Origin of the sequence: Streptomyces sp. NPDC048297, assembly GCF_043201585.1 — a bacterium.
GTDB lineage: Bacteria > Actinomycetota > Actinomycetes > Streptomycetales > Streptomycetaceae > Streptomyces.
Window position 1 is genome coordinate 150,777 of record NZ_JBICZA010000004.1, and the last position, 18,697, is coordinate 169,473.

The following is an 18,697-nucleotide window of genomic DNA, read 5'->3' on the forward strand; positions in this document are numbered from 1 at the left end:
AAATGGTCAATCGGCAAGGAAGGTGATCAGGTGGCCGAGACAGCCGCAGCCCTGCGGACGGTCGCGCACAACGTCCGGGCGGCCCGCGTCCGCGCAGGGCTGTCCCTGGAGGAACTCAGCCGGCGCGCCCAGGTCAGCAAGGGCGCCCTGGTGGGCCTGGAGAAGGCCCAGGGCAACCCCAACCTGGCCACCCTGGTGCGCCTGGCCGACACCCTCGGCATTTCGGTGAGCGCGCTCATGCAGGGATCGCCCGAAGGCCGCGTCCGCATCGTCTCCGCCGACACCGTCGCACCCCTGTGGTCCGGCGAGCGGGGCAGCGAGGCCCGGCTGATGCTGACGACCTCCGGGCCCAGCCCTGTCGAGGTCTGGCGCTGGCGGCTGGAACCGGACGAGGAATACCCGAGCCACCCCCACCAGGCCGGAGTCGTGGAAACGGTCAGCGTGACCGCCGGCCGGATGACCCTCGTCGTCGACGGCACCGAGCACGCCCTCGAAGCCGGCCAGACCGCCACCTTCGACGGCGACACCCCGCACACCTACCGCGGTTCGGGCGCCGGCACCTGCCATCTGATCATGACGGTCCACCTGCCCCCCGGACCTGCTGCCACCACCTGACCCGCAGGGCATGGGGGCGTACACGAAAGCGACAGCCGCCGCGGCCGGTTGGCGCGCGACGGCTGCGGGTCCACCGGCCGGCGGACGGCCGGCCAGGCGGGACTGGTCAGACACCCCATGACGTTTGAGGTCAAGCGGCATGGGGTTGTGCGTGGTGCGACCAGGCGGTCGCTTCGTCGTAGTGGGTGCGGGTCTTGAGGCATCCGTGGAGGATGCCGACGAGCCGGTTGCCGACCTGGCGGAGGGCGGAGTTATAGCCGGAATCGCGGGTGCGTTGCTTGTCGTAGTGGCGGCGGGCGCCCGGCGATGCACGTAGGGCGGAGAATGCCTGGCGCTGGAGGGCGTCGGCGAGCCGGTTGTTGCGCACGTAGCGGGCCTGGACGTTGTGGCTCTTGCCGGAGGCTCGGGTGACCGGGCTGGTCCCGGCGTAGTTCTTGCGGGCCTTCGCACAGCTGTAGCGGGTGGGGTCGTCCCCGAACTCGGCGAGCACCCGGGCGCCGGTGATCTCTCCGATGCCGGGCATGGAGAGGTAGATCTCAGCGTCCGGGTGCGCGAGAAAATGCGCCTTCACCTGCTCTTCCATCGCGGCTATCTGCTCGTTGAGGGCGATCAGAAGGCGGGCGTGAGCGGCGGTGGCGGCCGCGTAGGCGGCGGCCACCGGCTCGGGCAGCTCCAGCTGCTGCTCGCGCAGCGCGGCCTGGATCGCGCCGGCCTTCTGGTCCCGGTTGTGCCTGCGAGCGCGGGCCAGGACCGCGGTGATCTGGGTGCGAGTCAGCTTCGCCGCCGCCGGTGGCGTGGGCGCCTTGATCAGCAGTTCCAGCGCGTCAGTGCTGGTCAGCTCCAGGCTCGCGTAGGCGGAAAGCGCGGCGGGGAAGTACTCCCGCAGCGTGTTGCGCAGCCGCTGGAAGGTGCGGGTGCGTTCCCAGATCAGGGTCTGGTGGGCGCGAGCGACGACCTTGACGGCCTGGGCCTGGTCGCTGTCCCCGGCGACAGGCCTCAGCTGGTCGCGGTCGATGCGGACCATGTCGGCGAGCGCGTGGGCATCACCCTTGTCGCTCTTGGCACCGGAGGTGCCGTACCGCTCCTTGAACCGGGCCACCTGCCGCGGGTTGATCGCGTAGACCTGGTAACCGGCCGCGAGCAGAGCCTGCACCCACGTGCCCCGGTCCGTCTCGATGCCGACGATCACGTCGGCCGGACCGGGCCCCTCGCCGGAGTGCTTGGCCACGAGCTCGTGGAACCTGGTGATGCCCTCCGCGCCCTCGGGCAGCCTCGCTGTCGCGAGCCTGCGGCCAGTGGCGTCCTGGACCTCAACGTCGTGGTGGTCCTCGGCCCAGTCGTCGCCGATCAGCGGCAACTCTTCCTCCCCATCGCGTACTTCCCAGTCGTGCAGCCCGCGGAAGACACGGCACGCGGCCTAATGGATCCAGTGCTCACGCCCATCTCGGCGGGCACGCCACCCCATCAGCGGTCATGGCCTTCCGGCCGACCAGCAGGGGCACGGTCTGACCACAGAACTCGCAGTGGTTCCGGCGAGGGAAGTGCTCACCTGCTGGCGGCTACGGCACCGAGTCTCTACGACCCGGCAGGTCCCATTAGGCGAGGCGGGTCAGAACGGCCACACCACGACGTCGACGGTGTCGTTGTACGGCAGCGGCTCTTCGAGGCGCTGACCCGGGTGCAGGTCCTGTCCTCGTCGCGGTCCAGATCCAGGAGGCGAGACGGCGACCGGGTGTTGTTCACCCAGGAGGAGACGTTGTTGGCGGCACTGGGACCGCCGGATCCGGGCATGGGCAGGGTGCGGAGGTCGACGTTGTATCCCGCGCCGTTGCCGTACGCGCGCCTCTGGAAGCCGTAGTCGCGGTAGAGGCACAGCGTGAAGACCGGACCGGACCTGTCCCTCCCCGCGACGACGCCGTCGGCCCGAAGGGTGGCCCGCCTGGTTCAGCTCTCCATCGTGGTGAGCCAGTCGGTCAGCAGGCTGTTGACCTCGTCGGGGCGTTCCTGCTGGATCCAGTGGCCGCAGCCGTCCAGGAGGTGGGAGGCCGACAGGCGGGGGAGGGTGGTGGGGTAGGCGTCGATGGCGTCGGCCATCCAGGTGGTGGAGGCGTCCAGGGCGCCGCCGATGAACAGGGCGGGCTGCTTGATCGGGGCTCCGCGGTGCGGGGCGAGGTCTTCCCAGTCGCGGTCCATGTTGCGGTAGCGGTTGAGGGCGCCGGTCAGGCCGGTGCGCTCGAACTCCCCGGCGTAGACGTCGAGGTCCTCCTCGCTCAGCCATGCCGGGAGCGGGCCGGCGGGGAAGCGGTCGCGCAGCTGACGGCCCAGGGTGACGAAGTGCGGGTCGGGCTCGCCCTGGGCGGGCATGGTGTCGGCGGACAGGGCCGCGTAGAAGCCTGCGAGCCAGCTCCGGACGTCGGGCTCGATCTCCGCCTCGGCACGGCCGGGCTCCTGGAAGTAGGAGACGTAGAACTCCTGCTCGGGGCCGCCCATCTGGCCGAAGATGTCGGTGGGGCGGGGGCCGCCCGGCGGCGCGTACGGGACGCTCAGCAAGCCGACCGCGCGGAAGACTCCGGGGTGGAGCAGGGCGCAGGCGGCGGCGATGTTGGAGCCCCAGTCGTGGCCGACGATCACCGCGCTCTCCTCGCCGAGGGCGCGCACGACGGCGACGTTGTCCTCCACCAGGTCGAGCATTCGGTAGGCGTCGGTCGCGGCGGGCCTGGAGGAGCGGCCGTAGCCGCGCACGTCGATCGCCACTGCCCGGTACCCGGCCGCTGCGAGGGCCGGGAGCTGGCGGCGCCAGGAGTACCAGGACTCGGGGAAGCCGTGCACGAGCAGGACCAACGGGCCGGTGCCCTGCTCTACCAGGTGCAGGCGCCCGGCAGGGGCCTCGACGGTGCGGTGGCGGGGTGCGGCGGTCGGCTCGGATCGCATGGGGGCTTCTCCTCGGTACGCGGGTGGCCGGCGGGAACCCATCGATCATGCGGCGCCGCGGCCACTCGGCGCGATCAGCGTTGCCATTCTGGCAAGATTGCAGGGCAGGGGGGTGAAGCGGCGCGGCGGGAAGGAACGGGGACGATGACAGGTGACGACGTGGCCCGGACGCTGGCGGCGATGGGGCCGCGGCTGCGGGTCGTGCGCGAGCGCCGTGGCGTCACACTCGCCGATGTCAGCCGCTCGACCGGCATCTCGCCCAGCACGCTGTCGCGGATCGAGACCGGGCGACGCAAGCCCACCCTGGAGGTGGTGCTGCAGCTGGCGAAGGAATACGGAGTCGCCCTGGACGACCTGGCCGGCACCGCACCCGCCCCCGCGGCCGAGCCCCGCAGCACGGCGCCGCACAGCTTCGGCGACGACAAGGCAGTGTTGCCGCTGACCCGGTACGTCGGCGGCCTGCACGCCCACAAGCACGTCCTGCCTGCCGTCGCGGAGCCGCCCGGGCGGCCCCGACAGGTGTCCCACGAGGGCTACGAGTGGCTGTGCGTCATGTACGGGCGGTTGTGGCTCGCACTCGGCAGCCAGGACCTCGTCCTCATTGCCGGGGACGTCGTCGAGTTCGACACCCGCATCCCCCACGGAGTCGCGAACGCCGGATCCGCCGGACCGGCCGAGTATCTGGTCATGTTCGGGCCTCAAGGAGAACGTCTACGGCTGCGCACCCCTTCAGCCGCTGGTCGCGGGACTGGTGACAGACAGGCTGCTGAATGAGCAGTTGTGACAAGCCGCGTGCCTCGTCGGTGACAACGACGCTGCTTCGTTCGGTCTCATTCGCCACGTCATCCGGCTCTGCCGGTGACAACTACTGAACTTCGGCCATGGCCTTCCAGAAGGGAGGAGACGCATCCCACGCCTGGGGCGGCCGCTTCGGGCCCGCTGGTCGGCCCGAAGCCCAGGCTGCCGCGGAGGCACTCGCGAGCGTCCCGTCCCCACAGGAACACCCGGACGTCCGGGACGTCATCGACGGGATTGAGAGCGACGACGAGTACCGCGACATGGACCGGCAGAGGCAGGTCGCCGGCTGTGACACCTTTGGTCTGCCCGGTGACCCAAACAAAACGGCCTAGCTGCTATCGCGCGGCCCTCGCCGGCGGGCGTTCGCGCAGCGCTCCGTAGGCCAGCCAGTACGCGGGAACGCGGCGGGTCCAGGGCGCCCTGGCCAGCACGCGCGCGAGGCGCCGGGTGCGCGACGCGCTGCCGAGGGGTGGGCGGCCCTGCAGGACGGGAGCGATGACGACCGCGTGGGCCGTCCGCTGGAGGGCCTGGGTGACGACCGTGGTGGGAAGGCGGCGACGCTGCACCCTGCGCAGGTCGGCGTCGCTCAGCGTTCCGCGGCGCAGTGGCCCGGCGAGGTAGCGGGCGGTGGCCACGGCGTCCTGGACGGCGAGATTGATCCCGATACCGAAGACCGGGGACATGGCGTGGGCGGCGTCGCCGATGCAGAGCAGACCGGGCCGGTACCAGCGGCGCAGGCGGTCCAGGCGTACGTCGAGAAGCTTGACCTCGTTCCACGAGCGCAGCGCCCGGGTGCGGTCGGCGAGCCACGGTGCGGCGGCGGAGAAATCGGCCCGGAAGCGATCGAGGCCCGCGGCCCGGCGCTGCCTGTCGGTCCCCTTGGGGATGAGCACGGCGCACTGCCAGTACTCGCCGCGGTCGATCATCGCGGTCAGGAAGCGGTCGCCGGCGGCGCCGACGAGTCCGCGAGGGTCGCCCTCGTCGCGGGGCAGGCGGAACCACCAGACGTCCATCGGACAGGTGTAGCGCCTCGGTCCCAGTTCCGGCCTCAGCCGGGCCAGCGATCCGCGGCCGTCGCAGGCGACGGTGAGGGTCGCGCGCAGCTCGCCGGTGCGGCCGTCGCCGGTGCGGTAGCGGACACCGGTCACCCGTCCGGATTCGATCAGGAAGGAGGTCGCCTCCGTGTTCATGCGCAGGCTGAAGGAAGGTTCACGCAGCGCCTCGTCCGCGAGCAGGTCCAGCAGGTCCCACTGCGGCACCATCGCCACGTAGTTGTACGGCGGACGCAGTACCGAGAGGTCCGCGACCGTGACGGACGAGCGGCCGGCTCCGACGGGCAGCTGGAGCGTGGTCACGCGGCGCTGCGGCAGCCGGGCGAAACGCTCGGTCAGGCCCAGCTCGCCCAGCAGTGCCAGCGTGGACGGGTGGACGGTGTCGCCGCGGAAGTCCCGCAGGAAGTCCGCGTGCTTCTCCAGCACCGTGACCTCGACGCCGGAGCGCGCGAGCAGCAGGGCGAGCACCATGCCCGCCGGGCCGCCGCCGACGACACAGCACGTGGTCCGATCCCGGGTGGCGCGTTCCTGTGCCGCCTGCTCCTGTCCCGTCTCCTGCCGTGTTGTCCGTCCCATGACGCCCGCCCTCCGGAAGAGCAGTAATTCATCGGTCGATGAATATTCTACTCCTCGCGGCGCACCTCGCGCAGATGAAGGTGGGCCCGTGGCGAGATCGCCTTGAGAAGAAGACTTGCGCCCGATGGCGCACGCGGGCTGACAGCTTGCGGGCGACCGTGACATCACGACAGGAGGTGAGACCCATGAACGCCGTATCCGTATGGGTGCTCCCCCTCGTCGTCATGGTCGGGCGGTCGACATAGCGCCGACATAGGTGTCGCCGGGAGCGCCTCGCTGACAAAGGCCTCCCGAAAGGCAACAACCTGTGCATTCTCTTCAGTTCACTGAGCAGTCGTCGTCGAACGGTGTCGTGGAACGCGAGTTCACCGTCGGCGACATCCCCGGCGCCCTCTGGTCCCCCGCATCCAGCCCGCCTGCCGCATCCGTTTGGTCCCCTGCATCCGTTTGGCCCCCCGCATCCGATCGGTCCCCCGCATCCGGCCGGTCCCCCGTATCCGGAGCCGATCGCGCGCCCCTGGTGCTGATGGGGCACGGTGGCGGCACCCACAAGAAGTGGCCGGGCATGGTGGGCCGTGCCGAACGCCTCGTGCGCGACGGCGGCTTCCACGTCGCCCTCATCGACGCACCGGGACACGGCGGCCGGCCACGCACGGCGCACGACGAGCAGGAGATCGCCGCGCTGTACGCGGCGCGGTCGGCGGGCGGCGGGCAGCGGGCGGCGGGCGAGCCGGAAGGCCCGGTCGTCGTCCGCTACAACCTCCACCTTGCAGAGCGCGCCGTGCCAGAGTGGCAGACGACGCTCGACGCCCTCCAGGCGCTGCCGGAGATCGGCACCGACGGGCCGGTCGGCTACTTCGGCCTGAACATGGGCACCGCGATCGGGGTGCCGCTGACGGCGGCGGAACCCAGGATCTCCGCCGCGGTCTTCGGAATGTTCTGGCCCGACCCGCTGGCCGAGACGGCGAAACAGATCACCGTTCCGGTCGAGTACGTCCTCCAGTGGGACGACGAGCACATCCCGCGCGAGTCCGGTCTGGCGTTGTTCGACGCCTTCGCCTCGCAGGAGAAGACGTTGCACGCCAACGCGGGGCGACACAAGGACGTGCCCAGGTTCGAGGCGGACAGCGCGGTCCGGTTCTTCGTACGGCACATGGGCGGCGGGACGGCCGCGTCCTAGCCCTGACTGCGCGTCCAGGCCCTGACTGCGCGTCCAGGCCCTGACTGCGCATCCAAGACCTGACATGAGGGGGCCGTTTTCACCGGCCCGACCTGAAGGCGATCGGCGTCCGGCTCACCGGCCGGACGCCGCTTCCTTTCGCCTCAACTCGCCCGCTCCCAAAGCTCTGTTACCACGCTCCCGACCCCGTTCCCACGCATCGGAATTCGCCGGAAAATCTCTGCCGGAAACCCGAATTGCGCGCCCCCTCATTCCCCCTAGCATGAGAGAGATGAGACCGAGGAACACGGAGGGAAATCAAGAGAATACGGAGCGGAACTCGGCGAGGAATCCAGAGGGGAGTGCCGTCAGATGAACGCGATGCAGGGAACCACGGCGGCGGGCATCGATCTCGTGACCGTGGGTTCGGGCAACGGACACCCGGTCGTCCAGCCTCCCGCACCGGGCGGCTCCGAGCACACCGACTACTACCTCCTGAACGATCTGCTCGACGAGGATCAGCAGGCGCTTCGCTCGAAGGTCCGCGAGTTCATGGACCAGGAGGTCACTCCGGTCATCAATCCCTACTGGGAGCGAGCTGAATTCCCGCATGAACTGGTCCCCAGGCTCGCGCAGCTGGGCATTTCCGGATTCCAGATCCAGGGTTACGGCTGCCCCGGGATGAGCAACGTGACGGCCGGTCTGGTGATCATGGAGCTGGCGCGCGGCGATCTGAGCATGTCCACCTTCATGGGTGTGCACTCGGCGCTCGCCATGAACTCGATCGCCCTGCTGGGATCGGAGGAACAGAGGCGGCGGTTCCTGCCGGGGATGGCGCGCATGGAGAAGATCGGCGCCTTCGGCCTGACCGAACCCGCGCACGGCACGGACGTGGTCAAGCTGGAGACGATCGCGCGCCAGGACGGCGATTCCTACGTGCTCAACGGTCACAAGCGCTGGATCGGCAACGCGACCTTCGCCGACCACGTGATCGTCTGGGCCCGGGGCGACGACGGCCACGTCGGCGGCTACATCGTCGAGAAGGGCACGCCCGGCTTCCGGGCCGAGGTCATCACCGGCAAGACGGCACTGCGCTGCGTGCAGAACGCGCAGATCTCCCTCACCGACGTCCGCGTACCCGCCGAGAACCGGCTGGCGAACGTCAAGACCTTCCGGGACACCGAGAAGGTCCTGCTGGCGTCGCGTTTCTGCGTGGCCTGGGAGGCGGTCGGCGCCGCCGTGCGCGGTTACGAGACCGCGCTGGCCTACGTCAAGCAGCGCAAGCAGTTCGGGGTCCCGCTGGCGGCCAACCAGCTCATCCAGTACCGGCTGTCGCGGATGCTGGCCGACATCACCGACATGATGTGCATGCAGTACCGGCTCAGCCAGCTCATGGACGAGGGCAAGTACTCGATGCCGCGGGTGGCGCTGGCCAAGATGCACTACACCGAGCGGGCCCGTGCCATCCTCGCCGAAGCCCGCGACATGCTCGGCGGCAACGGCATCCTCCTCGACTACCACGTCGCCCGGCACCTGTGCGACATCGAGGCGATCAACACCTACGAGGGCACCGACACCGTCCAGGCACTGATCGTCGGCCGGGACATCACCGGCTACAACGCGTTCGTGCCCTCGACTCCCGGCCAGTGAGGGAGGGTCCATGCAAGACACGCCCCTGCTGCACGGGTTGCACGTCGTCGACCTCGCCAGCTTCATCGCCGCCCCGGCCGCGGCCACCATGCTCGGCGACTTCGGTGCCGACGTCGTCAAGGTGGAACCACCGCGCACCGGTGACACCTACCGGGCCCTCGGCCAGATGCCCCCGAACCCACGGGTCGACGGCGTCAACTACCCCTGGCAGCTGGACAACCGCAACAAACGCAGCATCGCCCTCGACCTGAAGTCGCCCGGTTCCCGAGCCGTGGTGGAACGGCTGGTGAAGTGGGCGGACGTGCTGGTGACCAACTTCCCGCCCGGCGCCCGGTCCAAGCTGGGCCTGGACTACGACGACCTGGCCCCGCTCAACCCCCGGCTGGTGTACGCCGATGTCACCGGTTTCGGCGAGGAGGGCCCGGACGCGCACCTGCCCGGGTTCGACGTCACCGCGTACTGGGCGCGCAGCGGTCTGATGGACGTGACGCGCCAGCGGGGCGCGCCGCCGGCGATGAACGCGTTCGGGTCGGGTGACCACCCGACGGCGATCACCCTGTTCGCCGGGATCATGACCGCGCTGTACCGGCGGGAGAAGACTGGCGAAGGTGCCCGTGTCACCGCGTCGTTGATCGCCGAGGGCGCCTGGGCGGCGGGCATGTGGCTGCAGGCCGTTCTGGTCGGCGGGGAGGCTCCCCGTCCCCTCGACCGTAGGGACCCACCGAACGCGCTCGCCAACGCGTACCGCACGGCGGACGACCGCTGGGTTCTGCTGGCCTTCGTCAACGAGGACAAGCAGGTCCCCCTGTTCCTGGAGGCCATCGGGCACCCCGAGGCGACAGGCAACCCGAACTACGCCGACACACCGAGCCGTCGCGCCCACGCGGCCGAGATCGTCGGCCTGCTGGACAAGACGTTCGCGACGCGCACGCTCGCCGAGTGGCGTGACGTCCTCGACCGGGCGGGCCTCACCTACGGAGTGGCCCAGACCCTGGAGGAGTTCGCCCACGATCCCCAACTCCTGGCGAACGAGATCCTCGTACCCGTCGACGACGGCAGCCCCGAGCCCTATCTGACGATCGACAGCCCCGTACGCCTGGACCAGGAACGCAAGGTCCGTCCGCGCCCGGCTCCCGGACTGGGCGAACACACGGAGTCGGTGCTCCGGGAACTCGGCTACGCCGACGCGGAGATCGAGGACCTGCGCCAGAGCCGAACCGTCGACTGACATCGCACAGCGGGAGACCGCAGGAGGGAAGAAGGACCATGACGGAACCAGGCGGCCATGCCGGCGTGCGCACCGAGACGCGCGAGGGCATCTTCATCATCACCATCGACCGGCCGGAGGCCCGCAACGCCATCGACGGCGCGACCGCACGCGCGCTGGCCGCCGCCATCGACGAACTCGACTCCAGCGACAACCTCCTGGTCGGCATCCTCACCGGCGCGGGCGGCGTGTTCAGCGCGGGCATGGACCTCAAGGCGTTCGCGAAGGGCGAGAAGCCCGTCGTACCCGGACGGGGCTTCGCGGGGATCACCCGCACCGAGATCAGGACCCCGCTGATCGCCGCCGTCGAGGGCTATGCGCTGGGCGGCGGTACGGAGATGGCGCTCGCCTGCGACATGATCGTGGCCGCCCGGGACGCCACCTTCGGCCAGACGGAGGTCCACTACGGGATCGTGGCCCCCGAGGGCGGCATGGTGCGCCTGCCCGAGCGCATCCCCCACAACATCGCCGTGGAACTCCTGCTGACCGGCGACCCGCTGCCCGCCGCACGCGCCGAGCAGCTCGGTCTCGTCAACCACCTCACCGAACCGGGCGAGGCGCTCACCCAGGCCCTCGAACTCGCCCACCGCGTCGCGCGCAACGCGCCCTTGGCGGTCGCGGCCGTCAAGCGCGTCGTCAACGAGCGCACCGCGTACCGCGATCAGGACGCCCTGCGCGACCAGGACCAGATCGTCGGTCTGGTCCTCGACTCCCAGGACGCGCGGGAAGGAGCCCGAGCCTTCGCCGAGAAACGCACGCCCCACTGGCAGGGACGCTGACTCTGTGCGGGGCTCTGTGGCAGGGGCCCTGCACTCACTGCTGAACCCAGCCTCGGGCGGCGGGACGATCTCCCGTGGCGGGACGACCTCGCGTTCGAGGACCGGACCTTGCCGATCGCCCCCATGGGCAACGTGTCCGCGATCGAGGCCTTCCCCGGGACTTGCACGCGGCGACCTGGCGCTTGACGCAGTCGCGCAGGTTCGCCGGGCGTCGCAAGGTGAGGCAAGCACCGCAGACCATGGCGGAGTTGAGCGTGCGCGTCTGCCCGAACGCGTCGGCCTCGGCCTGGCAGCTGTCCCGGATCCGACCCGCCGAACCACCGGCCGCCGAGCGCGCCGACGGGGACCTGGTGGCCGGCTTCCGCCACCTCGTCCGTTCCCCGGTCCTGCGCGGCTACTACGGCGCGGTCACCACCCTCAACCTGTTCAACTTCGCCTTCCAGGCGGTCTTCGTCCTCTATGCCACCACCAGCCTGGGCCTCGGCCCCGGCCTCCTGGGCGCCGTACTCGGCTGCGGCGCGGTCGGCTCCGCGCTCGGGTCCCTGCTGACCGGCCGGATCGTACGTCGCGTCGGCATCGGACGGGCCACGCTCCTCGGCCTCTTCGCCTTCCCCGCGCCACTGGCGCTGGTCCCCCTGGCGCAGGGTCCCGTCCCCCTCATGGTGACGTGCCTGTTCCTGGCCGAGTTCGGCGCCGGGTTCGGCGTCATGCTCCTCGACATCGCGGGCGGATCACTCACCGCGACGCTGATACCCGACACGCTGCGATCCCGCGTCGCGGGAGCCAGCCGCCTGTTCAACTACGGCGTCCGCCCCATCGGCGCGCTGGCAGGAGGGTTGCTCGGCTCGACGATCGGCCTGCGCCCCACCCTCTGGATCGCGACCCTGGGCGCCCTGCTGGGTCTGGCCTGGGTACTGCCCTCCCGAATCCTCGCGAACACCACGCCGAGGGGCGGCATGTGGTCCCGGTCGCTGCCACCCAGCAGCGACCGGGCATGCCTCCCCGCCGAGGGCACGGATGCTCGATCTGTACCCTGAAAACCGCCGGGGCCGCTCAAGGTCCGGCGGATCCTCCGATGGACCCCAATCCACCCGGACGCGGCACGCTGTGCGCGTACGCGTGGATGTCGGAGCCTATGCCCGCGTCAGAGCCGCTGACCCGGGTCAGCGCCTGCTGTCGTGGGAGGCGGAGTCGCCGTCGTGGTGCGGCTGCCGGCCACGGTGGTCGTCCCAGCGGTACGACCCCTCGTGGTGACCCCGCACCCAGCGGCCGTCACGGCTGTCGTGCCGGTACGCGTCACGGCGGTCGTCGTGGCGGTGTCCGTTCCGCTCGTGGCGGTAGCTGTCGCGGTCGTGGCGGTAACCGTCCCGGTGCTCGCCGTGCCCGTGGTCGACACGGTCGAAGCCGGCGGACCGGGCGGTGACGGCGACAGAGGAATCGGCCGAGGGGGTCGCCGCCGATGCCGTACCTCCGGTGGCGAGGAGTGCGCCGGCCGCGACGGCCACGGATGCGACCGCTACACCAACTCGACGCGCAATCTTGGATTCCATGTTCTTCTCTCCTCAGTGACTTCACGGTCCATGGATAGGGAATCCGCGAATGCCTTGTTTTGAATGGCAATAGCGACCGTACTCCTGCACATTCAAGGAATTGCAAGGCTGTTGGCGTGATCTATGCCATGCCTGGGACAGGCGCCGAAACGGAATATTCCGCGAGGCTCGAACACTCGATTTCCCCCACCGGGCCGCCCACGTCTTTCACCCGCAAATGAATTCAATCCGCTCGCGAGGGAGCCTCAATCAGCTCGACGGGGGGCGAGTTACCCGTGAGGTGTGGGGGCGCGTTCTTTGGCATCGTGAGAGCGGGACGAGCAACGTACGGCTGCTCGCCGATCTCGTCCCGCGCGTGGAGAACGATCTCGGCGGTGCCGAGGCGGCAGGGTGGCTGGCTCACGATCCGGACCGTGCCACCCTGTTCCGGAGCGCGGGGGGCACTCGATGCTGGTGGTGCCGCTCGCGGCGTGGCGCTGGGCCTCGCCGCGTTCTACCGCCTCGGAGACACGGAGCCGTTCGACGACGCGGACACCGATGCCGCCGGGGAACTGGCCTCGCGGGCCGCGCTCTGCCTGGACAACGCGCGCATGTACACGCGCGAGCGGATCGTGGCGCGCATCGCCCAACGGGACCTGCCGGACGGACCCGAGGACGACTCACTGATGCTCCTCGCCCGCACACGGACCCTGGGGCCCTGTCACCTGGCGAGCTGGACGCCGGCCCACGACCCGCTCAGCGCGTCCGAGGCGCGGCAGCTGATCGCCGACCGGCTGACCTGCTGGGGCTTGGGCGACCTGGTCTTCAGCGCCGAGCTGATCGTCAGCGAACTGGTCACGAACGCCGTCCGCTACGCCGAGGGCACCATCGGGGTGCGCCTGATACGCGACGACTCCGTGGTTCTCGACGTCCTACGGCGCCCTACGACATGCGGCGCGGCGACGGACGAGTCACCCTGTACTTCCCTGGGCACTTCCTTGTGCCGGTGCCCATCGGTCGCTCATCGGCCCCGAGGCCGGAGGCCGGACGCTGGAGGCGATCATGTCCGCACCGAGTGACCGCCGGCCGATCGTGGTCGGTGTGGAGGACGACCCCACCGGGCGGGCGGCGCTGGCCTGGGCGGCCGACGAGGCGGCCCGTCGGCACGTGCCGCTGCGTCCGGTCCGGGCCGAGGGCGTGCCCACCCGAGGAGATCGGGGCCTGAAGGTCCCGCCGTCCTGGGAGGAGTGGAACACCGAGCTGCACGGAACCGGGAAGCAGCTGCTCACGGAGGTCGCCGACTTCGTCACGGCCCGGCATCCCGAGGTCGTGGTGGACATGATGCTCGCCGAGGGCGACCCGGTGTGGGTCCTGAGCGAGGAGAGCACCAGAGCCACATGCGTCGTGCTGGGTTCGCGGCATCTGAGCCGGACCGAGGCGGCCTTCGGTTCCCAGTCGGTCGCGCTGCCCTTGATCTCCCGCGCCCACTGCCCGGTGGTGGTCGTTCCGGACGCCGAGCACACCGTCCAGGAGCCCGGGTTCTACGTCGTCGGCGTCGACGGCAGCGAGCATTCCGCCGTGGCCGTGGACCTGGCGTTCGAGGAGGCCGCTCTGCGCGGGGCGCAGTTGCGGGCGCTGTACGTCTGGCAGCCCGGACCACTGCGCATCTTCGACGAGTACGAGGCGCAGCAGGAGTGCCGCCGGCTGCTCTCCGAGACCGTGGCAGGCCGTCAGGACCGCTACCCCGATGTGGAGCTGCGCCTCGAACTGGTCGTCGGACATCCGGTGGAAGCGCTCGCCGACGCCTCGGCCCAGGCCCTGGGCCTGGTGGTGGGCACGCGGGGGCGCGGGGGCTTCGCCGGCATGCTGCTGGGCTCGGTGAGCCAGGGTGTCCTGCGCTACGCCCGCTGCCCTGTCACGGTGGTTCCGTCGGAGCGGACCTGAGACCCCAGCCTTTGATCCCGGCCCGAGAACCTGGCCCGAGAACCTGGCCTGAGAACCCGCCCCGAGAGCCCGGCCCGAGAACCCGGCCGTCGGGGTCCTGCATCACGCAAAGCCTCATGGTGACGCGCCCGTCGCGTGCGCGTCCGCGTAGTCCAGGTCCGCCAGGAGCCGTTCCACGTCGGTCATGAGGGAGCCGTACACGTGCCACGCGCCGGGCTTGGTGAGGGCGCCCCCGCCGATCAGCGCGGTCACGGTGTCGTGCCAGGCCAGTACCCCGTCCATCGCGAGCCGCAGACGTTCGCGGGGCATGGCGCCGGCTGCTCCGGTCGGGCCGGGCGGTTCGACGAACCCCTGGACGGCGGCTCCCGCGCGCCGCAGGGTCTCGGCATAACGGTCGAGGAACTCGTGGCCCAGGTGGTGACCGGTGTGACGGTCATGGGCATTGTCGGCGAGGGTCCGGGCGATGCCGCGCACCTGGAGGGCGACCCCGCGCAGGGCGCTGAACGCCTCCGCGGCGGGCACTCCCCCGCGCCGGGTCTGTGCGACGCAGCGCGCGTTCCGGTGCAGACTCTCGTCGGCCGCGCGCACCCCCTCCTCCGCCCGCACGATGCGCTTGTCCAGGCTGCGTGCGCGGTGGAGCCAGCCGTGCGCCCTGGACGTGAGCCGGCGCCCTTCCAGACCGGCGCCCATGTCGTGCAGCAGTGAGCCCATGGCCTGCGCGAGCTCGCGCACGGCCGAGTCGGACTCGTCGAGGTGCAGCGGGGGCAGTACCAGGGCGTTCACGGCGATCCCCACGACCGCTCCCGCGAGGGTCTGCAGCGCCGGGTCCACCAGTCCGCCCACGGGGCCGGTCGCCGTGGCGGTCAGCGCGAGTACCGCTGTCGAGGCGATCTGGAGCCGGTCGTCCGCCGCACGGCGGGGGCCGGCCGGCACCGCCAGGAGGGCGATGACCGCCGCGGCGCCCGCGGTGGGCCCCAGGAGCCGTGTGGCCCCGAGCGCGAGAACCAGACCCGCGACCCGCGCCGCGACGCTGTGCACGGCCTTCGTCACGGACTGGTGCACGGTGGAGGCGTTGACCATGAGCAGAGCCGTGGCCACGGCCAGGAAGGGCCGTCCGGTCGCGGCCCAGGGCGCCGCGGCACACCAGGTGAGCAGGGCCGCGATCAGCGTCTTCGCCCCGTGCACCACATGCCCGGGGCGCCCGGCGGACAGGCGACGCACGAAGCGCCGTGCCGACGGTGACACCCGCGCGGAGACCGACCTCGACGACATGGTTGAACGTTGCACGTTTTCGAGGATGACACCCGCTGCCGCCACCACGGGCGTGACATGCGCCACGATAAAGGTATAGACCTCTCATGGAGGCATAAGGCAGACCGGACGGGCGTTGCCACCCACCGCAGACCCCGCCACCCGGACAGCAGCCAGGTGACGTAGCCCACCCAAGTAGTTCATTGTTCAACCACTTGGGGGTGCATAACCTGCGTATCGCCGTCACCACGGCAGGATCCAAGGCTCGCCGTTCCACCGCGACGCGCCGCACAGGAAGGCAAGATGATGACCAAGCTCATTCGCCGCACCGCACTCGCAGGCGCCTCCACCGTCCTCGCCGGAGCCGCTCTCCTGGCCACCGGCGGCTCCGCTCTCGCGGCCACCGACCACCTCGGCACCCACACCCCCGCCAAGGTTGTCGCGACCGGGAACGTCAGGACTCCCGCCGCCCACCACACCCACACCCACAAGAGCGCCCGGCCCGACGCCTGGATCGCGGGCCAGCTGGAAATGGTCTCCCCGTGGATCTCCGACCAGCTGGCGCGGTTCGTGCCGACCGGGCACTCCGCCTGACGCATCGTCTCGATTCCGGGTGGGTGGGCCGAGGAGGTCGCACCACTCCCCGCAACAGCCAACTGCCCGCCACGGTCAACTCCCCGCCACTGTCAACGTATAGCCCACTGGGGGGCTTGCGGCAAGGCCCCTCCCGTGCCGGAGAATCTCCGGCCGTGGCCGGAACACGGCCCGGAAATCCATGGATCGAGGGGGCTCACGACGTGCGTGCTTTGTTGTCGACCTACGGGTCACGGGGGGACGTCGAACCGCTGGTCGCGCTGGCGATGCGGTTGCGGGAACTCGGCGCGGAGGTACGCGTGTGCGCGCCGCCGGACGAGGACTTCGCTCAGCGACTGGCCGACGTCGACGTCCCGTTGGTGCCGGTCGGCCCGTCGGCACGCGCCCTGACGCTCGCGGCGCCGCAGCCGTCGGGTCTGCCCGAGCGCGCGGCGCGGCTGATCGCCGGCCAGTTCGACGCGATGCCGGCGGCGGCCGAGGGATGCGATGTGCTGGTGGCGACCGGCATGGTGCCGGCCGCGGCCGGCGCGCTGTCGGTGGCCGAGAAGCTGGGCATCCCTTCCGTGTCCGTGACCTTCCAGCAGATCACGCTGCCGTCACCGCACCGCGCGCCGCTGGCGTATCCGGGCCGGCCGTTCCCGCCGGACGTGACGGACAACCGGGTGCTGTGGGACATGGACGCCGAGAGCATCGACGTGCTGTTCGCCGAGGCACTCAACACGAACCGGGCGTCGGCCGGCCTGCCGCCGGTGAAGGACGTCCGCGACTACGTCATCGGTGACCGGCCGTGGCTGGCGACGGATCCGGTGCTGGATCCGTGGCAGGGGATGCCGGACATCGACGTCGTCCAGACCGGCTCCTGGATCCTGCCGGACGAGCGCCCGCTCCCGGACGAGCTGACGGCGTTCCTGGACGCCGGCGAACCCCCGGTGTTCGTGGGCTTCGGCAGCATGCCCATGCGCGGGTCCGAGGACGTCGCCCAGGTGTGCGTCGAGGCGATCCGCGCGCACGGCCGTCGCGCGGTCATGGCCCGCGGATGGGCCGACCTGGGGCTGATCGACGACCTGGACGACTGCTTCGTCGTCGGCGAGGTCAACCACCAGGCGCTGTTCGGCCGGACGGCCGCCGTCGTGCACCACGGGGGCCAGGGCACCACGACGACGGCCACGCGGTCCGGGGCGCCCCAGGTGGTCGTCCCCCAGGCGGCGGACCAGCCGTACTGGGCCGGCCGCGTCGCGGACCTCGGCATCGGCGTCGCGCACGCCGGCCCGACCCCGACCGTCGAGTCCCTGTCCGCCGCGCTCGACAACGCCCTGGCCCCCGGGACCCGTACCCGTGCCGCCGCCGTGGCCGGCGAGATCCGCACGGACGGGGCGATGACGGCCGCCAGGCTGCTGGTCGACCTGGTCGGCACGGTCGGCGTGGTCGGCTGAGAAGGGCTCCCTGAGACGCCAGGGCCAACGGCGGCACCCGACTGAGACGGTCAGGTCAGGTCAGGATGCGGCCTCGAAGGCGTCGACCCGGACGTCGTTCCCGCACACGTCGAAGGAGCCCGGGGCGCCGCCGTCCTTGGTCACCCGCACGGTGCGCGCCATGTCCTTGGGCAGGGCGATCTCGACCTTGGACGCCTGCACCGCGCAGACCTCGCGGCCCGACGGGCTGCCGTCGAAGTTCAGGTCGGTGTAGGCCACCCACGCCTGCGCGGTGGCGCCGGGCTCGATGTCCACGGCGTCCGTGCCGCTCTCGGAGTTGTCGGTCTCGACGGGATCGGCCTTGCCCTGGTCGTCCTTGGCCGTCAGGGTGACGGCGCCGACGATGGTGCAGGTCGCCTTCGAGGTGTTGGTGACCCTGATGGCGCCCGTGGCCGCCTGCTGCTCACTGGCGTGGTGTGCGGACTGGATGAACTGGATCTGGGTGTTCTTCGTCGTGCACGCCGACGTGACACCGCCGCTGCCACCGGAGCCGCCGCCCGAGGCGGAGGTGTCGGCGCCGCCGCCCGTCGCGGACCCGCCCGAGCCGGTCTCCTTCGCCTCCATGTGCCGCCGCGCCCGGACCAGCAGCTGCCGGCACGCCGCCTCCGAACGTCCCACCACCGCGGCGACGTCGTCGAACCCGAAGGCGAAGACCTCGCGCAGCACGAAAACGGCCCGTTCGAGCGGGCTGAGCCGTTCGAGCAGCAGCAGGGCGGCCATCGAGACCGAGTCGGCCAGCTCCACCGCCCGAGCGGGGTCCTGGTACGGATCGCTGAGCAGGGGCTCGGGGAACCACGGGCCGACGTACTCCTCCCGACGCACCCGGGCCAGGCGCAGCACGTCGATCGAGATGCGGGTGACCGTGGTCGACAGGAAGGCCTTGGTCGACGTGGGCCGCGTCGAGGACCGGTCGAAGCGCAGCCAGGTCTCCTGCACCGCGTCCTCGGCCTCGCTCACGCTGCCGAGAACTCGGTAGGCGATCGAGAACAGCAGCGGCCGCAGATCCTCGAACTCCTCGACCTTGCTCACACCCACTCCCTCTTGGACCTCTCCCACCCCTTGCGCCCCTCCCACCCGTGG

General features: G+C 70.8%; 17 protein-coding genes. 11 read left to right on the plus strand and 6 right to left on the minus strand.

The genetic code is table 11. The annotated features are described in order from the left end of the window. The first annotated feature begins 30 nt into the window (after nucleotides 1-30). The gene (locus tag ACGFYV_RS05915) at nucleotides 31-615 is read left to right on the plus strand and encodes a helix-turn-helix domain-containing protein (protein ID WP_393877120.1); all 585 of its coding nucleotides are present in this window, start codon (nucleotides 31-33) and stop codon (nucleotides 613-615) included. A 130-nt stretch (nucleotides 616-745) separates the two neighbouring features. Here the strand turns inward: ACGFYV_RS05915 and ACGFYV_RS05920 are convergent, their stop codons facing one another. Beyond that, a complete protein-coding gene (locus tag ACGFYV_RS05920; RefSeq protein ID WP_393877121.1) occupies nucleotides 746-1,972 on the minus strand; it encodes an IS110 family transposase in 1,227 nt (408 codons plus the stop codon). A gap of 587 nt (nucleotides 1,973-2,559) precedes the next feature. After that, nucleotides 2,560-3,546, minus strand: a complete 987-nt coding sequence (locus tag ACGFYV_RS05925) for an alpha/beta fold hydrolase (protein WP_393877122.1) — start codon at nucleotides 3,544-3,546, stop codon at nucleotides 2,560-2,562. Between the two features lie 144 nt (nucleotides 3,547-3,690). Here ACGFYV_RS05925 and ACGFYV_RS05930 point away from each other — a divergent pair, with 144 nt between their 5' ends. Next, nucleotides 3,691-4,320: a helix-turn-helix domain-containing protein gene (locus ACGFYV_RS05930; RefSeq protein ID WP_393877123.1), complete on the plus strand. Its 630-nt coding sequence runs from the start codon at nucleotides 3,691-3,693 to the stop codon at nucleotides 4,318-4,320. A 359-nt stretch (nucleotides 4,321-4,679) separates the two neighbouring features. Here the strand turns inward: ACGFYV_RS05930 and ACGFYV_RS05935 are convergent, their stop codons facing one another. After that, nucleotides 4,680-5,972: an FAD-dependent oxidoreductase gene (locus ACGFYV_RS05935; protein WP_393877124.1), complete on the minus strand. Its 1,293-nt coding sequence runs from the start codon at nucleotides 5,970-5,972 to the stop codon at nucleotides 4,680-4,682. Nucleotides 5,973-6,279: 307 nt separating this feature from the next. On the opposite strand from ACGFYV_RS05935, the gene ACGFYV_RS05940 reads away from it, so the two are divergent. From ACGFYV_RS05940 to ACGFYV_RS05960, 5 genes are all read left to right on the plus strand, one after another. Next, the gene (locus tag ACGFYV_RS05940; protein ID WP_393877125.1) at nucleotides 6,280-7,152 is read left to right on the plus strand and encodes an alpha/beta hydrolase; all 873 of its coding nucleotides are present in this window, start codon (nucleotides 6,280-6,282) and stop codon (nucleotides 7,150-7,152) included. A gap of 351 nt (nucleotides 7,153-7,503) precedes the next feature. Next, entirely contained in the window at nucleotides 7,504-8,781 is a 1,278-nt protein-coding gene (locus tag ACGFYV_RS05945; protein WP_393877126.1) for an acyl-CoA dehydrogenase family protein, read from the plus strand. Between the two features lie 10 nt (nucleotides 8,782-8,791). Further along, a complete protein-coding gene (locus tag ACGFYV_RS05950) occupies nucleotides 8,792-10,009 on the plus strand; it encodes a CaiB/BaiF CoA transferase family protein (protein ID WP_393877127.1) in 1,218 nt (405 codons plus the stop codon). Nucleotides 10,010-10,047: 38 nt separating this feature from the next. Further along, nucleotides 10,048-10,827: a crotonase/enoyl-CoA hydratase family protein gene (locus tag ACGFYV_RS05955; RefSeq protein WP_393877128.1), complete on the plus strand. Its 780-nt coding sequence runs from the start codon at nucleotides 10,048-10,050 to the stop codon at nucleotides 10,825-10,827. A 239-nt stretch (nucleotides 10,828-11,066) separates the two neighbouring features. Beyond that, a complete protein-coding gene (locus ACGFYV_RS05960; RefSeq protein ID WP_393877129.1) occupies nucleotides 11,067-11,864 on the plus strand; it encodes an MFS transporter in 798 nt (265 codons plus the stop codon). Nucleotides 11,865-11,990: 126 nt separating this feature from the next. Here the strand turns inward: ACGFYV_RS05960 and ACGFYV_RS05965 are convergent, their stop codons facing one another. Further along, nucleotides 11,991-12,377: a hypothetical protein gene (locus tag ACGFYV_RS05965; protein ID WP_393877130.1), complete on the minus strand. Its 387-nt coding sequence runs from the start codon at nucleotides 12,375-12,377 to the stop codon at nucleotides 11,991-11,993. A gap of 470 nt (nucleotides 12,378-12,847) precedes the next feature. Between ACGFYV_RS05965 and ACGFYV_RS05970 the strand changes: the two genes are divergently transcribed. Then, a complete protein-coding gene (locus tag ACGFYV_RS05970) occupies nucleotides 12,848-13,435 on the plus strand; it encodes a hypothetical protein (RefSeq protein WP_393877131.1) in 588 nt (195 codons plus the stop codon). Further along, nucleotides 13,419-14,300, plus strand: coding sequence for a universal stress protein (locus ACGFYV_RS05975; protein ID WP_393877132.1), 882 nt, complete (start codon nucleotides 13,419-13,421; stop codon nucleotides 14,298-14,300). The genes ACGFYV_RS05970 and ACGFYV_RS05975 overlap by 17 nt, the downstream gene beginning before the upstream one ends. Before the next feature lie 114 nt (nucleotides 14,301-14,414). On the opposite strand, the gene ACGFYV_RS05980 is transcribed toward ACGFYV_RS05975, so the two are convergent. Further along, nucleotides 14,415-15,572 carry an aromatic acid exporter family protein gene (locus ACGFYV_RS05980; RefSeq protein WP_393877133.1) on the minus strand — a complete coding sequence of 386 codons (1,158 nt, stop codon included), beginning with the start codon at nucleotides 15,570-15,572 and terminating at the stop codon, nucleotides 14,415-14,417. A gap of 282 nt (nucleotides 15,573-15,854) precedes the next feature. Between ACGFYV_RS05980 and ACGFYV_RS05985 the strand changes: the two genes are divergently transcribed. Both ACGFYV_RS05985 and ACGFYV_RS05990 read left to right on the plus strand, forming a co-directional pair. Next, complete coding sequence (locus tag ACGFYV_RS05985; protein WP_393877134.1) at nucleotides 15,855-16,145, plus strand: hypothetical protein; 291 nt, start codon at nucleotides 15,855-15,857, stop codon at nucleotides 16,143-16,145. A gap of 203 nt (nucleotides 16,146-16,348) precedes the next feature. Then, on the plus strand, nucleotides 16,349-17,578 hold the full coding sequence (locus tag ACGFYV_RS05990) for a glycosyltransferase (protein WP_393877135.1): 1,230 nt from the start codon (nucleotides 16,349-16,351) through the stop codon (nucleotides 17,576-17,578). A gap of 60 nt (nucleotides 17,579-17,638) precedes the next feature. On the opposite strand, the gene ACGFYV_RS05995 is transcribed toward ACGFYV_RS05990, so the two are convergent. Further along, nucleotides 17,639-18,646 (minus strand): sigma-70 family RNA polymerase sigma factor, encoded by a 1,008-nt coding sequence (locus tag ACGFYV_RS05995; RefSeq protein WP_393877136.1) that lies wholly within the window; start codon nucleotides 18,644-18,646, stop codon nucleotides 17,639-17,641. Between the last annotated feature and the right edge of the window lie 51 nt (nucleotides 18,647-18,697).